Annotated in this window: 17 protein-coding genes and 1 pseudogene; 3 read left to right on the top strand and 15 right to left on the bottom strand. The window is 35.7% G+C overall.

Annotation, left to right across the window (positions count from 1 at the left end):
• Positions 1–452: 452 nt before the first annotated feature.
• Together RE409_RS11460 and RE409_RS11455 are read right to left on the bottom strand one after the other, a co-directional pair.
• Positions 453–806 (bottom strand): annotated as a pseudogene (locus RE409_RS11460) (HTH domain-containing protein); the annotation flags it as partial.
• 305 nt (positions 807–1,111) lie between these two features.
• Entirely contained in the window at positions 1,112–1,642 is a 531-nt protein-coding gene (locus RE409_RS11455; RefSeq protein ID WP_201180974.1) for an ECF transporter S component, read from the bottom strand.
• Positions 1,643–2,000: 358 nt separating this feature from the next.
• On the opposite strand from RE409_RS11455, the gene RE409_RS11450 reads away from it, so the two are divergent.
• Positions 2,001–2,258: a restriction endonuclease gene (locus RE409_RS11450; RefSeq protein WP_309558976.1), complete on the top strand. Its 258-nt coding sequence runs from the start codon at positions 2,001–2,003 to the stop codon at positions 2,256–2,258.
• A gap of 1,030 nt (positions 2,259–3,288) precedes the next feature.
• On the top strand, positions 3,289–4,425 hold the full coding sequence (locus RE409_RS11445) for a site-2 protease family protein (RefSeq protein ID WP_309558975.1): 1,137 nt from the start codon (positions 3,289–3,291) through the stop codon (positions 4,423–4,425).
• 70 nt (positions 4,426–4,495) lie between these two features.
• Here RE409_RS11445 and RE409_RS11440 read toward each other — a convergent pair whose 3' ends face one another.
• The 13 genes from RE409_RS11440 to RE409_RS11380 form a co-directional block, all read right to left on the bottom strand.
• Positions 4,496–4,981, bottom strand: coding sequence for a DUF6843 domain-containing protein (locus tag RE409_RS11440; RefSeq protein ID WP_309558974.1), 486 nt, complete (start codon positions 4,979–4,981; stop codon positions 4,496–4,498).
• A gap of 575 nt (positions 4,982–5,556) precedes the next feature.
• Entirely contained in the window at positions 5,557–6,336 is a 780-nt protein-coding gene (locus RE409_RS11435; RefSeq protein WP_201180980.1) for a sulfite exporter TauE/SafE family protein, read from the bottom strand.
• Between the two features lie 51 nt (positions 6,337–6,387).
• Positions 6,388–6,615, bottom strand: coding sequence for a sulfurtransferase TusA family protein (locus RE409_RS11430; RefSeq protein ID WP_053345635.1), 228 nt, complete (start codon positions 6,613–6,615; stop codon positions 6,388–6,390).
• Between the two features lie 46 nt (positions 6,616–6,661).
• Positions 6,662–7,789, bottom strand: a complete 1,128-nt coding sequence (locus RE409_RS11425; protein WP_309558973.1) for an MBL fold metallo-hydrolase — start codon at positions 7,787–7,789, stop codon at positions 6,662–6,664.
• A gap of 48 nt (positions 7,790–7,837) precedes the next feature.
• Positions 7,838–8,230: a DsrE/DsrF/DrsH-like family protein gene (locus tag RE409_RS11420; protein WP_309558972.1), complete on the bottom strand. Its 393-nt coding sequence runs from the start codon at positions 8,228–8,230 to the stop codon at positions 7,838–7,840.
• Between the two features lie 30 nt (positions 8,231–8,260).
• Positions 8,261–8,833 (bottom strand): sulfurtransferase TusA family protein, encoded by a 573-nt coding sequence (locus RE409_RS11415; protein ID WP_309558971.1) that lies wholly within the window; start codon positions 8,831–8,833, stop codon positions 8,261–8,263.
• A gap of 54 nt (positions 8,834–8,887) precedes the next feature.
• Complete coding sequence (locus RE409_RS11410) at positions 8,888–9,184, bottom strand: rhodanese-like domain-containing protein (RefSeq protein WP_309558970.1); 297 nt, start codon at positions 9,182–9,184, stop codon at positions 8,888–8,890.
• A 17-nt stretch (positions 9,185–9,201) separates the two neighbouring features.
• The gene (locus RE409_RS11405) at positions 9,202–9,570 is read right to left on the bottom strand and encodes a rhodanese-like domain-containing protein (protein ID WP_201180986.1); all 369 of its coding nucleotides are present in this window, start codon (positions 9,568–9,570) and stop codon (positions 9,202–9,204) included.
• A gap of 54 nt (positions 9,571–9,624) precedes the next feature.
• Positions 9,625–10,104, bottom strand: a complete 480-nt coding sequence (locus RE409_RS11400; protein WP_201180988.1) for a DsrE/DsrF/DrsH-like family protein — start codon at positions 10,102–10,104, stop codon at positions 9,625–9,627.
• A 307-nt stretch (positions 10,105–10,411) separates the two neighbouring features.
• Positions 10,412–10,717: a monooxygenase gene (locus RE409_RS11395; protein WP_056523023.1), complete on the bottom strand. Its 306-nt coding sequence runs from the start codon at positions 10,715–10,717 to the stop codon at positions 10,412–10,414.
• A gap of 138 nt (positions 10,718–10,855) precedes the next feature.
• Positions 10,856–11,116 carry a metal-sensitive transcriptional regulator gene (locus RE409_RS11390; protein ID WP_053345627.1) on the bottom strand — a complete coding sequence of 87 codons (261 nt, stop codon included), beginning with the start codon at positions 11,114–11,116 and terminating at the stop codon, positions 10,856–10,858.
• 15 nt (positions 11,117–11,131) lie between these two features.
• A complete protein-coding gene (locus RE409_RS11385; protein ID WP_201254551.1) occupies positions 11,132–11,461 on the bottom strand; it encodes a sulfurtransferase in 330 nt (109 codons plus the stop codon).
• A gap of 1,018 nt (positions 11,462–12,479) precedes the next feature.
• Positions 12,480–12,965 carry a peptidoglycan-binding domain-containing protein gene (locus RE409_RS11380; protein WP_309558969.1) on the bottom strand — a complete coding sequence of 162 codons (486 nt, stop codon included), beginning with the start codon at positions 12,963–12,965 and terminating at the stop codon, positions 12,480–12,482.
• A 355-nt stretch (positions 12,966–13,320) separates the two neighbouring features.
• Between RE409_RS11380 and RE409_RS11375 the strand changes: the two genes are divergently transcribed.
• Complete coding sequence (locus RE409_RS11375; protein ID WP_201224854.1) at positions 13,321–13,911, top strand: hypothetical protein; 591 nt, start codon at positions 13,321–13,323, stop codon at positions 13,909–13,911.
• The last annotated feature ends 98 nt before the right edge of the window (positions 13,912–14,009 follow it).

Below are 14,009 nucleotides of genomic sequence, written 5' to 3'. Positions count from 1 at the left end.
TCTTTTTATAAAGCTGTATCCCTTTAATTCCCTATAAATCGGGTTGAACTGACCTTCGTTACTACTTTCACTAGTCTAGAGTGAATGTAATAACAGGATAAAATGCTCCACATTTCCAGGTTTCTTTTGGAAGCACCTTACAAGGACTTTAATAAATGATTTATGAAGATCAAACATATAATCTATGCCATTCCATAATAAATCCTAGCACTCAAAGTGAAAAGTACTTCTGCATAGTGTACCAAAGAGGCTGACGTCCTGCAACGAACGAGACATTCAAATATTGTTAGATACCTCTCGAGCCGAATAAATTATCAAAGTGAGTGGCCCTCTTTGTCTATCAACAGAATGTGCATTAAAAAACTATTTTTTGTTTGTTATTCATAAAAGCTATAGAAGCTGGAGAACTTGATGAACGTCTACAAGAAATTGAAAAACATATAATGCTAAAATAGTTGTACTTCAGCTTCTAATCTAACATTTTTCTCTTCCAATGTTTCTTCTTTTTTACGAGACCTTTCTGAATGGTTTATTCGTGAATCACTCAATCCCAAAACACCTGATTTTTTATAAGCAGTACGCCTTCTATAGGCTGCTTTTTTAACCCTGTCAACATCAATGATTTCAATATCAAATCCATACTCCTCAAAAATAAGATGTGGTAGCTTTCCTTTTTCACTTTCAGCGATAAATATTCTTATAAACTCATCTGTATATGTAATTGACTTTGAACTAACAGATTTAACATAAGGGTTATTCGATAAAATATTTATTTCTTTTTCAGTAAAGTGTTTTTCATTTGAAATTCCCCAATTCGATTTTTAACTCTTAATACAAAATAGTACCCTATAGAGTAGTCCTTTTTTCAAAGTGTATACTCTATAGGGTACTTTTTACAATACTGAATTCATTTAATCGCTGCTTAATTAGCAGGTTGTCTTTTATTAAACTGTCCGAAATTTAGGGCGTGGTTCATCATCTAAAGGGTACTATCATATAGCAGAACAACAGGTATAGAAAATAGAGAAAAATAATTAATAATTAGGAAAAAAGGAATCAGTTTGATCCACAGCTGAAAGACCAAAAGAAGAAACCAAAATATGTTTCACTCCTATATCTGTCCAGCTCTTTTCTTTAAACGTCCTGCAAGTGGTACTACAATTATACCGGCTATTACGACCTGCATAACGTTTCCGGGGATGGAGCCGATTGGCTGTATCCAGTTACCGTAAAGGATAACTTCGGCAAAATAGTAGCCCACGATTTTTATAATCAGTGCAACGGCAACTGCCAGTGTGTATACAAGTTCTCTTTTGCCGGGTACCTTTTCGGAGATGAGTCCGGCTAAAAAGCCCATTGCACCTACGATGATGAATGTAAACGGTGCCCATGCTGCCCAAGGAGAGATAAGATCGGAGAAGCACATTCCGATGGCGCCTGCTATGGCTCCTGTTTTTTTGCCGTAAACGAATGCTGCTATAAAAAGAGGAACGTTACCCAGATGGATTAGGCCTCCGTTACCCATTATTGGTAGCTTTATGCTGATAAACATTGTGGCTACAAGGGTAAGTGCGATGAAAAGTGCATTGATGACTAAGGCTCTTGTTTTAGTTATTTCTGTCGGTAAGTATGTTGAATTCATATGATAACCTCTTTCTTTTTTTTAAATATTATCATACTCCTAAACAGATTTGTTGAGTTAATTTAAATATACATCTAGTAAGAAAACAGTTTTGCAGACCCATACTATTTAACACACCCTTACATGGAGGTTTTTAAGTCAGAAAAGTAGGTAAAGTATGGTGTATTAAAATTTAGGGATAAAATGGAGAGGTCAAAAAAAAAGAAAAAGCCCCAACCCTTGAAAAGGATTTGAACTCTGTTTTGAAGATGACCTGTGAGGAACTTGAACCCACGACCCCTTTTAAAAGTCAAGGCTACTATGTAGAAGTAACTAGCCCCTCTGGTGATTTTGGTGGAGATTTAATATTAAAAAATCTGTGGTACAAGCCAAGCGATATGGGGAAAACAAGAAGGTTGGTATAGATGCGATAAACGAAGTGGTAGGAGCTGCCGGATACTACAATGCAACTAAAAAGATTGTAATTACCAATCGTTATTATACCGTTGCTGCAAAGATACCTGGTAAAAGGAATGGGGTTACTTTACTTGATAGGGATGACCTAGTAAGGATGCTTAATCAATACAACGATGCACAAATTAGATTTTCAAAGCAGAAAGAACCTATTGATATATAAATTAATTTTTTTATTAATGCTGATTGAAAAGAAGTGTTACTTAAATATTAGCTATGAAACGTCTTTTATTTATGCATTAAAACTATTTTTTAAATAACCTTTTAATAAAGTATCTGAATTGATGGCTTTGGTGTGAAGGAGAGGCGGACAAGAAATGCCCTTAATATTATGGAAAGAATTCCATTGTAATATGAAAAAAATTGTAACAACCAAACTTTTGGCGCTTCAATCGATTATGGATTATTTAAGGTGCCAAGAGCAGGATTCTCATACTCTTGACTTGCCCAGGTCTCACTTTACCAAGCACTCTACTACGAGTACACCTTATTCTGCCTAGCTTTCGCTATGAGGACGGTCAACTTCTGGGGAAGTGTATTCCCTTTTAACGGGATACACTACGAGAGTAAATCGTAGCCAGGGCAGACGGGTTACCCAACGAAAAGCTTTTTCATCATATTACAACAGCATATTTGCCTTTCAAACATACTGAGGAGCGCTTCGCCACATCTATAATTGGGATTAAAATAGTTAAGATGGATTGTTTTATCCATGTTTATCATTTTAAAGTATTTTCATTAAATCCTTTTTCATAGAAGTATCTTATATAACTACCGAAAGAAAATATTATCGTTTTGGCGGTTCGTACATATCCCAATTAAATTTATATGAGTTATTAAAAATAAGTTCAATATCCTTTCCAATCTTGGTATATGCTGTCTTTTACATTCTAGCAGGTTTCACAGCATAGCCTTTGTATGATGGAAAGTCTTCTCCAGCAGTAGAATCTATAACTCCACTAAATAATAACCTCCATCTAGTATTTCTGTGATAGGTGCACTCTATCTTAATTATTAAAAAATGTATTACTTGAAAGTTAATATTCTAGAAAAATATTCCTAAAAGGAAAAGAAAAGGATTATCGAATACGATATAATAAGGATATTAGCAAGATGATAAATCAAGAAGGAGCTCAGATAGACATAGTGTCACTGGGGTCATCTGTTTTCCCATTTACTCTAGGAGGTACATTTTGAAAGAATCTAAATCGAATAAAGGATGGTTAAGTTTGGGGGCAATCGGGTTATTTTTCCTGGGAAAAATGAAATGGTTGTTTGCGCTATTGAAAATAGCAAAAGTAGGTTCTCTGATTTCTATTTTCGTTTCTTTAGGAGCTTATGCCTTGGTTTACGGTTGGAAATTTGCCGTAGCCCTAGTCTATCTAATTTACATCCATGAAATGGGGCATTTACTTGCTGCTAAGAGAAAAGGCATCAAAACATCCAATGCCATTTTCATCCCTTTTGTCGGAGCGTTAATTGCCCTTAAAGAAGAACCCAAGAATGCTAACCAAGAAGCTTATCTTGCCTTCGGAGGTCCTTTATTAGGTACATTAGCATTTCTACCAGCCATCCCCCTATTTATGATGACGGAAAATCCATTTTGGCTTTTAGTTATTACACTTGGAGCCATGATTAACCTATTTAATCTAATGCCTGTGCATCCTCTTGATGGAGGACGTATAGTGGGAGTCATCTCCACAAAGCTTTGGGTATTAGGGATTATCGGAATGGTTGTATATTTGTTTCTCCATCCAAATCCATTTTTAATTCTTTTCTTATTATTGGGTATTTCTAAGTGGTGGAAAGAATTCCGTAGCGAGACAACCAGAAATCAAAGAGACAACATCATTGAATTGAATCAATTTGGTTTAAGGCAACTAGAACAATATGCAGGGGCAACAGATGAAGAAAAAATTCGCCTGGTTAATATTTGGAATATGGAATTAAGCCAACTACATGAAAAGTTTAACAACATGAAGAGTTGGCATATCCCGCTATTTGATGATAATAAGCTAAAAGAAAAACAGCTTACCGAGGTAAAATTTAATATTTATAGGTCCTTAATGGATGCTGCTAATTCGAATGAATACCAGTACGGACCGACCGATTTTGAAAATATAGGCACGTATGAACGAATAGTAGCAACGTTCTTTAAGGAAGTGCAAGAGCAAACTGAAATTAGGGATAAAGAGAAATCCTATTACTCATCGAGTCTCAAAACAAAAGTCATCTGGCTCTCATTATACATTGGGCTTGCCATTTTCTTAATGATAACAAGCTTATATGCAGGTGATTTAATGGAACAATATAAAACTTTATTACCGTAATACATTATGAAAGGGGACCTCATTTATGAGTGTCCCCTTTGTTTGTCCAATTTATCATTGTTTAGGCTCATTAATCAAAATAATTCATCCAGTAGCTTATCACTTCTTTTTTTTGTGTATAATAATCATCCTTGCCATCAAGGTAGAATGCCTCGCCGCACTGTTTTTTTGTTATTTGAATAGTGCTGTATTTAATTTCTGTACCACTTTCTCCTGTAAAACTGCCATTTCCTACAACATGTGTACAATGTTCGTTAATAGAAGTTCTATCCCCGTTTTCGTTTATGTAATAATATTTATTGTTCACAGTACCGTAGTTCATATCTTTTGTTGAAGTAAAATAAACACCATATGGATGGAGTTTGGTACCTTCCAACGCCTTTAAATATTCTAATTTCACTCGAATAACTGAATACTCATCTTCTTTTTCTAACATTGGTTTTTTCGGAACATCATAAAAAACTATAATAGAACCCTCGAAACCACTAGGAATAAGGTACAATTCATTTGTTTCTTTTTCTAGGTGCGAACAACCTCCAATCAATAACAAGGACATAATTATAGAAAAATATCTTATCATAGAAATTAACTCTCTTTCTAACAGACTTTTAGACATTTTTTCTTCACTTAATTATATAGTTCTTTTTAACATTATTAAACAAATCCGCCCCAATACTGCAATAAGAAAAAGCTGCCTCAGCAACCTACTTTCTTAAAGTAAAGCACCCGCTAGTTAAACAAAGTTACTTAGTGAGAGCTGTTTAACAGCACACGATTATTACTATAGAGAAACCACGCTTTTTGATTTTATTGAACATACCATTCGCAGAAAAGCCAAAAAGATGGTCTTATTTTTAACCTCCATCGTTAGCTGAATAAGCAAAAAGCTTTACCTACAGTTCCTTGAAAAATTAATTATTACAAATAATTGACCTGTAATACGTTTTACTCCTTCTCTATCCGCCACCAATTAAGTAAATAATACAAAATGAACTATGTCTTTATAAACAAAAAAAGACCCAAATCCCTGTTATATCAAGGATTTAAGCCTTTGTTAGTTGATGACCTGTGAGGGATTCGAACCCACGCCCCCTTCCCTGTCAAGGTAAGGGTCCAATATCCCCAAAAATCTTATGACAAAATCCCCATCCAAATTTTCACAGCCGTTGCCAAAATTAATAAAGCTAGGATGACTTGAAGTATTTTTGTATTCACTTTTTTACCAGCCATCGCTCCTAGTGGAGACGCTATTAAGCTTGCTATAACCATGATCAAGGCAGGATAGAAGTCAACTTGCCCTGTTGAGATTTTCCCTACCGTTGCGCCAATCGATGAAATGAATGTAATCGCTAAGGAAGAGGCGATTGTTACCCTAGTTGGGATTTTCAAGACAACTAGCATAATAGGAACTAATAAGAATCCACCGGCTGCACCGACAATCCCTGAACCCAAACCGACAATTAAGGCTAAAATTGCTGCAAGCCATTTGTTAAAGGTTACTTGATCCAAAGGAACGCCATCTATTCCTTTTTTAGGAATAAACATCATGACAGCTGCTATTAGAGCAAGTAGGCCATATACGATATTTATCCCGTCTTCAGACATGGATTGCGACCCAAAACTCCCAATGACACTACCTATTAGTACACTAACACCCATATAGATGATGAGCGTCTTATTTAAATAGCCACCTTTACGATAAGCCCAGACACCACCTATGGATGCAAATAATACTTGTACTGCACTTATTCCTGAGACTTCATGAGCACTAAAAGCCGCTAAACCGAAAAGTGGTGGTATATACAAAAGCATTGGGTATTTAATGATGGATCCGCCTATACCTAGCATTCCTGAAATGTATGAACCTATAAATCCTATCAAAAAGATGGTTATGATAAAAGTAATATCCATTTTTATTGCCTCCTTGAAAAGAAGGGAACCAATAGGGTTCCCTTATCATTATCAGCCTTTTCTAATCCAAAATTTTAGAACTTCATTTTCTTCTGCAGTTTCTACTAGCTCATGGCCACCAGATTTTGACCAAGCAGCTAAATCTGCTTTAGCGCCTTTATCTGTCACATGTATTTCTAACACTTGACCAGATTGTAAATCATTCATAGCCTTCTTTGTTCTAACGATCGGCATCGGACAAGCAAGTCCCTTAGCATCTAACATTTTATCTGAATTCATCATACATCTCTCCTGTTTTCGTAGTATTTATAATCTTTTCTTAAGTTTATCGAACCGCACAACGATTTGGTCCAATTTCCATTTCGCGCTGTTTTTCCTCATCAGGGGTGATTTTCCCCATATTCGTTTCACGGATTTCTTGATATGCGTTTGGCTGTGGAGGTAAGTTTCCTGTAACCAACTCTCTGAATTCTGTTTCGTCAGCAATGTTCAAACCATGATTTTCTGTAAATAACTCTCCTAATTTCTTTGCAACACTGCCGTCTTCATTTAATTCTTCAATGATCATAAAATGAGATGGCAGTACGATTAACTCGTCTGACAATTCTCTATAGCGAGTATAAAGTGTTTCTCTCAAGTCTCCTACCCAATCCTCAGCTAATCCGGCTAAGTCCGGTCTACCAATGGAATCGATGAATAGAATATCTCCTGAAAGCAAGTATTTTTCATCGACTACAAATGAAGTGGAACCAATCGTGTGGCCCGGGGAGTATAGAGCATGAATATTGATAGCTGTGTGACCGATCGTAACCACCTTACCGCCTTCTAATGGCTGATATTCAAAAGTTACTTCTGTTGCATCTTTTGGTGGTAGCCAGTAAGTTGCATTTGCACTTTCTGCTATTTTTCTTCCACCTGAAATATGGTCAGCATGTAAGTGCGTATCAAATACATGAGTGATCTTCGCTCCAATACTATCGGCAAAATCAACGTAGATATCAGTCATTCTTGTGGAATCAATAACGGCTGCTTCACCATTAGAAATGATCATGTAAGATAAACAACCTTTACCGAGACGTACAAATTGGTAGATTTCTCCGCCATTATTCAAATCCCCAATTCTCACTGGTTCTAAATGTTCACTCCATGCTTTCATTCCGCCCTTCAAATAAGAAACATCCAGCCCTGCTTCAGATAGCATTTCAGCAACCATAATAGATGAGCCTTCTTTTGCACAGACAACTAAAATTTCTTTATTTGCTGGAATTTTATCGATGATTTCTTCAACGCCATCCAGTAAATCAAAGTAAGGAATATTAAGGAATTCAAAGTTCTCTCCTTCAATTTTCCAATCGTTAAAATCACTTTCATTTCGAACATCCAAAATAAATAATTCAGCTTTATTGATTACTTTCTTTGAAACCTCTTTGGCTGTCATTTCATTTAACGCCATAAAATATACCCCCTATAGTATTTAGCGTTTCAAAATTTTTTACCTGACTTAAAAGGTTAAAGTTACATCCGCATCTTTCGCGAATTCTAAAAATGTAACAGCTCCACCGACTTCGATGCCGTCAACGAAAGCTTCTTTTTCCAAGCCCATAACGTCCATGATCATTTGACATCCAATAAATTTGACGTCCATTTCTTGTGCCATAGAAAGTAACTCAGGAATAGAAGGTGCATTAGCCCTCGCAAATCCTTCTGCAAAATGCTCCTTACCTTCTGGCATCGGTAGTTGTTGATTCGCTACTTTATGGATTAAATTTAAGCCTTCGAATGTAAAGAAAATAGCTACTTCTTGATCCGTTGCTGCTGCTGTTGCAATGTTAAATACTTTATATGCGTCAAATAAACCACCGTTACTAGCTATTATCGCTACTTTTTTAGACATGATATGCCCCTCCATTTTTAGGATTATATGTTATTCATTCACTGATTTTTGTGTAGGACCATTCCATTGGCTCATGCCCGGTTCAACATTAACCACTTGTTTAAATCCTGCAGCTGTTAGTTTTTGTGCAGCCAGGTCACTTCGGCTACCGGTTCGGCATATGACAAAAATCTCAGACTCTTTATCCAGTTCACTAAAACGTTCTTCTAATTCACCCATTGGAAGGGATTTAGCAGATGGAATATGATTAAACGCATATTCTGCCGATTCACGTACATCAAGTACTATCGTGTTTTGATTTTCTTCTATTTTTTGTAGAAGTTCTTCATTTGAAATGACTTTTTCATGCTTTTTTACTTCATGCTCTTCACCACTTGCTTTCCGAAGATAATGTTTAAGAACGGTTCCTTCTTCAACTGTACCCAAATATTGATGACCTGTACTTTCTGCCCAAGCTTTCATATCGGCAGTTGACCCTTTATCCGTCGCTTGAACTTCTAGCACTTCTCCTGCTTCCAGGCCGTTCATTACTTTTTTCGTTCTTACTATCGGCATTGGACATGCTAATCCTTTTGCATCTAATACGGAATTTGTTTTAATCATGTTTTTTTCCTCCTTATTTGCTAATACAGATGGGGGTATTTAAGAATTTAAAAATTATTCTATTGGACCGTTCCATTCAAGCATACCGCCTGTCATATTTAGCACTTTATATCCATGATCTTCAAGTAACTTTGCTGCCCTTGAACTTCTGCCTCCTGAACGGCAAACCATGATATATTCTTTTGATTTATCCAAATCTTGCATTCGAAATTCCACGAGGCCCAATGGGATATGCGTAGCATTGGGTATTTTCCCAGCCTTTACTTCATCTACTTCCCGAACATCTATAATATTAATTGTCGAGTTTCCCTTTAATAATGCATTCACTTCATTTGGTGAGATTTCTTTCATGATTGAAATACCTCCTTTTAATTGTGCCAAGCACTCATGCCACCTTTTACGTTGGTAACTTCTTTAAATCCAAGTTTTTTTAATGACTTACTTGCTTTACTGCTTCTCATCCCACTTTGGCAGATGACAAAGACTTCTTCATCTTTTGAAAGTTCTTGTGCTCTTTTATGAAGTTCGAATAAGGGAATATTCTTAAACTCCTTAATATGATTGCCCCTATACTCATTAGGTGTACGGACATCAATAAATTGCTTACTTCCTTTGTTACTTAATTGAGCTTTTAACTCACTCGTATTAATATTCTTAATTCCCTTTGCCGGGACAAAGCGCTGAAATAAAAACCAAGCAATTGCCCCTATTATTATGACATTAAATGCTGTTCCCATTTTAATATCCTCCCCTCCTTACCATGAAATTTACCCTATTTCACATTTTATTACTTAAATGAATAAGTTTACATTACCATCTTCTGCGTCTGCTAGATAAGCTGCCACACCCGCGTATTCTATTCCATCTAATAATTCCTCTTGTTGCAAGCCCAATAAATCCATTGTCATCGTACAAGCTATTAATTTGACCTCTTGTTCTTGAGCCAACTCAATTAAATGAGGCAGTGACATGGCGTTATGTTTTTTCATTACATGTTTAATCATTTTAGGGCCCATTCCAGCAAAGTTCATGTTGGATAACCCCATCTTATCAGAACCTCGAGGCATCATTTTTGCAAACATTTTTTCAAAGAAGCCTTTTTTTAATGTCGATGGCTCATCTTTTCGTAAAGCATTTAATCCCCAGAAAGTATGGAAGATGGTTACTTCATGATCATAAGCCGCTGCACCATTTGCGATAATATAGGCCGCCATGGCCTTATCATAATCACCACTAAATAAAATGATCGTTGTTTTTTTCTTTTCAGTCAATTTGTTTTTCCCCCTTGATTCCTAATTACCCGTATGGGTATATTTTTCATTAAAAAAATATTCTTTTAAATGGATACTTTATTAGTTTAGTTTCAAATACTTTAAAATACCCAGTAGGGTATATGTTATGGTAAAAAGTTTATTTCGTCAACCCTCTTCTTTTGAAATGTTATAAAAGGAACTGGATACACCAGGTTTTTTTGAGAGATCCCTGAATACAGAAGGATAGGCTCCTTAACCACATCCTCCTGTATGTTTTAAACCATACATATAGGTAAACTATCTTGATTAGATTAACAGAAACCTCTTATTTAAACGGACCATGATTGATTTGTGTTAATCCTTCATTCACTTCGAATATTTTCCCGTTAACTGTCTCAATACCAAATCCTTTTAATCGAGCAGTGTGCATAGTTAAGTATTTTTGAGCTGATTCTTTTGACTCAAACAGATAAATACCACCAGCCTCCTTTGCCTCGCTATCTTCAGTCCAAATTTTCCAAATCACCCCTTCTTCATCATTGATGCTTTTTGCTAATTCAGTAAATTGTTCAACCATGTCATTACCAAATGGTCCATCCATTTTAAAATCCACTTGTAAAATATAAGCCATTTTTAACACTCCTTTTTAAATAACTAATAAATTCGTTTTGTTTAGATTTTGTGTTAATCGAGGGACAACGACACTACCTTGTACATTTTCCAGAATATCACCTAAATTTACCGTTGATGACAGCTTACTTTACTTCTTTTATCTGCTTTTTATCAATAAATTAACAGCTTCTTTTACAAGATGTTCAGTGCCTTCACCTTTCTCTATGTTTTCCCGAACACATTGTTCTAGATTTGCACTTACAATAACGCCCATAGTCCTATCAATTGCATTTCGTGCAGCAGACAACTGTGTGACGATATCTCTACAGTCTTTTCCCTGCTCCATCATTCCTAGAACTCCTTTAATTTGTCCTTCAATTCGCTTTAACCGATTGATGACGCTTTTATCGTATTCCATATTCTACCCACCCATCTATTTACAAACACAATCACTTATCTCATAACTGGTTACCTTAATTCCTTTTCCAATTAAGAAGCGCAGCCCCAAGTTCACTTCTATTTTATCGGAAGCAATTACATGAATGTTTTCATGTGGGATTTCTTTATTAAAACGTTTCAAATATGCATAAGGGATATTCAAAGCATCTCTATTGATATCATCCTGTTTTTGATTATAAGCCCTTATATCTAATAAAATAGCGCTATGATTTTTACTATTATTCTTTTCGCAAGGAACGTTTTTAACAGGAACATAACGTTTATACAAACTAGGGACAAAAATCACGACAGTTAATAGAAGCAAATAAAAAATCAAATCCACCACCTGTGTTTCAATTTATAACCTCATATTATACCTATGGGGGTATAATGTCAAGCTAGTTAAACTTACTTCTAAAATGATTGTCTGCGATGTCGATATATCAGTTCCTAAATATTTTTCTATATTTGTGAGTTATATGGGAGAAATTTATACTGGAAACGAATAATATTAGTCCCTACTGAACCTTCCCCTTATACTTTCTTCTATCATTTTTTTCTCATTCTTTTTTGAACCTCCTGATACTCATAATTACTCCCCCTCGAGACAACTTATCAAACGGTTAGAAACTTATTCTTGTCCCAAAATTTTATTCGCACATGGGCAACTGTTTTATCAGGATATGTAAATTTCTGAAGAATCTACAAAAATGATAACATCCCTTAATGCATGTGGACCTCTACTTAAAAACGTTTATTCAAAGCCATACTATTTTTTTTTGACGAGTTTTTCTCCTATTTACAAAGGAATCTAAGCAGGAAACCACTTGAGACGTTAGCGATTGATGCCATATACCTATTGAAACTCGAGATCAAGCTCCCTAAAAGAAAAAAGAATCTGAACTAAAACGCTAACCTAATAAATCTCATTTATATTAGATTATAACAGTCAGGTTATACTAGAATGGTGGTGCTCAGTGATGTTCACTCCCCGAATGAGCATTATTTTAATTTACCTCATTTTTCAACTCTGTTGAGGTATAATCCTCGGAGTGGTTAAGCATGGAAGACCTTTCTTTATAAAGATTTTAATCATTTGGGGTTTTAATTCACAAACGCAGAAAACACATATTTCTAAATGAATAAAGCCGATGATTCCTACCTAGGAATCATCGGCTTTCTTTTTACAATTAACCTGAAACTAATAAAAAGGAGAAATTTAATAGAACTATCCCCCCTCTCCTTCTTTGATACTGGATCGCTTACGCTTAGTAAATCATTTATGCAAGGCTTCCCCATCGTTTTATCTTCATTTAACTAAAAAGGGCCTCCTTCCTGGGTTTTTAATTCGCATACAAGCGATATTGGTCACTTAATGTATCTCCATTACCGTAAATATAGGCTTTTGAGCCGGATGTATAGGAAGAATCGTCGTACTTCCATTTGATTCTGAGACCCATGTTCCCGCCTGCTCCATATGTGTTCTCGCCATTCTTTTTAATATATTGTGAAAAACTTGCCCATGTCTTGGGGCCAACAACACCATCCACTTGGAGATGGTTTTCTTTTTGATATTTCTTTACACCCGCTTCGGTTTTCGGCCCAAAAACCCCATCAACGTCAACCACTGCTGAATCAGTATAAAAACCCATTACATTGAGGATATACTGCATATTTCTTACTTCCACCCCAAGAGTGTCCTTCCGCAAAATCGAGTTTTTATCCCAGTTTTGCGGGTGGTGAAATCCTCCAGCAGATGCTGAAGCGGTGGAAAATGATATACCCAGGGCTATTGATAATACTACCAAACCAGTAAGTAATTTCTTCATAGCTCCATCTCCCTCTTTTTTGTTTATTCAATCCACCTTACTAATTCCCCTTAGATTTTATATTCCCCTTCCGACAAATGTCCTGTTTATTTTGAAATTGCTATACAAAAATAGTCACCAGAAGGACCACAGAATAGGATAAGTTGTACGTACAATAGAGACAACCCTTAAAGCTTTAAAAGAAGATCCTAGCTATAAATCATATCCCACTTTGGGATTCCTTTACTATCCGTTCACGACTCATTTTCCTTAGTTTAACGTACACCGTTCATTTACAGGAGAAGTTAAAAAAAATGGAGGTAATTCACACAAGTATGGAGAATATGTGAATAATAGTCGTAATGGAGTGTGAAATATGAAAATAAAAGAGCTATTAGATGAACTATCCGTAACTGGAAATACAATAGCAAAAATCGCACAGGACAAGGTTGGCATTGGAGAGAAACGATTAAAGAATGCGTTACACAATGCAGGATATGAATACAGGAACAAAAATCCGAAAGGCTGGTTTTATGCAAAGGAAGGGAAAGAGCCCCTTTATCAGTCAGTGTTTGAGTTCATTGAATCAAAAAATAGTTTACCTAATGTTAAACAAAGTTCCCCCGACCTGAATATTACTTTACCAAGAAGTTCACAGCCTATTACACTCGATGTGAAGAGTGTAAGAAATGGTGAAAAATATATTCACACCGTTTTCACACCTGAAGAAGTTACGATATTAAAGGAACTGATAAAGTCATATGTTCTTGATGATCAGCAAGATAGTCAAAGAGATGATCTTTATCAAAGGGTAGTCACTTTAGAAAAAGGCAACAAAGTAAGAAAAACGATTGTCATAAACGAAGAAGTTGGGACTTTGCTTGATAGGTTCGCAGATCAACAGAAGTTTAATAAATCCGACATAATAGAACTTGCCATATTAGATTTAATTAACAAATACAAATAACTACTTAACAATATCTATTTTATGGCTCCTAGCAAGCCATAAACAGCCCTATCATGTAACTGCTTAAATATGCTTTTCTTTGTGTGTTTACTATTTAG

The organism is Peribacillus sp. R9-11 (assembly GCF_031345095.1).
GTDB lineage: Bacteria > Bacillota > Bacilli > Bacillales > DSM-1321 > Peribacillus > Peribacillus butanolivorans.
Note: the sequence above shows the minus strand (reverse complement) of the source record. Positions and strands in the feature narration are given on the sequence as shown.

Excerpts from the sequence above, each read along its gene's own strand:
- RE409_RS11455 (WP_201180974.1), bottom strand. The coding sequence starts at position 1,642 with ATGAATTCAACATACTTACCGACAGAAATAACTAAAACAAGAGCCTTA.
- RE409_RS11440 (WP_309558974.1), bottom strand. The coding sequence starts at position 4,981 with ATGTCCTTGTTATTGATTGGAGGTTGTTCGCACCTAGAAAAAGAAACA.
- RE409_RS11435 (WP_201180980.1), bottom strand. The coding sequence starts at position 6,336 with ATGGATATTACTTTTATCATAACCATCTTTTTGATAGGATTTATAGGT.
- RE409_RS11430 (WP_053345635.1), bottom strand. The coding sequence starts at position 6,615 with ATGAATTCAGATAAAATGTTAGATGCTAAGGGACTTGCTTGTCCGATG.
- RE409_RS11425 (WP_309558973.1), bottom strand. The coding sequence starts at position 7,789 with ATGGCGTTAAATGAAATGACAGCCAAAGAGGTTTCAAAGAAAGTAATC.
- RE409_RS11420 (WP_309558972.1), bottom strand. The coding sequence starts at position 8,230 with ATGTCTAAAAAAGTAGCGATAATAGCTAGTAACGGTGGTTTATTTGAC.
- RE409_RS11415 (WP_309558971.1), bottom strand. The coding sequence starts at position 8,833 with ATGATTAAAACAAATTCCGTATTAGATGCAAAAGGATTAGCATGTCCA.
- RE409_RS11410 (WP_309558970.1), bottom strand. The coding sequence starts at position 9,184 with ATGAAAGAAATCTCACCAAATGAAGTGAATGCATTATTAAAGGGAAAC.
- RE409_RS11405 (WP_201180986.1), bottom strand. The coding sequence starts at position 9,570 with ATGGGAACAGCATTTAATGTCATAATAATAGGGGCAATTGCTTGGTTT.
- RE409_RS11395 (WP_056523023.1), bottom strand. The coding sequence starts at position 10,717 with ATGGCTTATATTTTACAAGTGGATTTTAAAATGGATGGACCATTTGGT.
- RE409_RS11390 (WP_053345627.1), bottom strand. The coding sequence starts at position 11,116 with ATGGAATACGATAAAAGCGTCATCAATCGGTTAAAGCGAATTGAAGGA.
- RE409_RS11380 (WP_309558969.1), bottom strand. The coding sequence starts at position 12,965 with ATGAAGAAATTACTTACTGGTTTGGTAGTATTATCAATAGCCCTGGGT.
- RE409_RS11375 (WP_201224854.1), top strand. The coding sequence starts at position 13,321 with ATGAAAATAAAAGAGCTATTAGATGAACTATCCGTAACTGGAAATACA.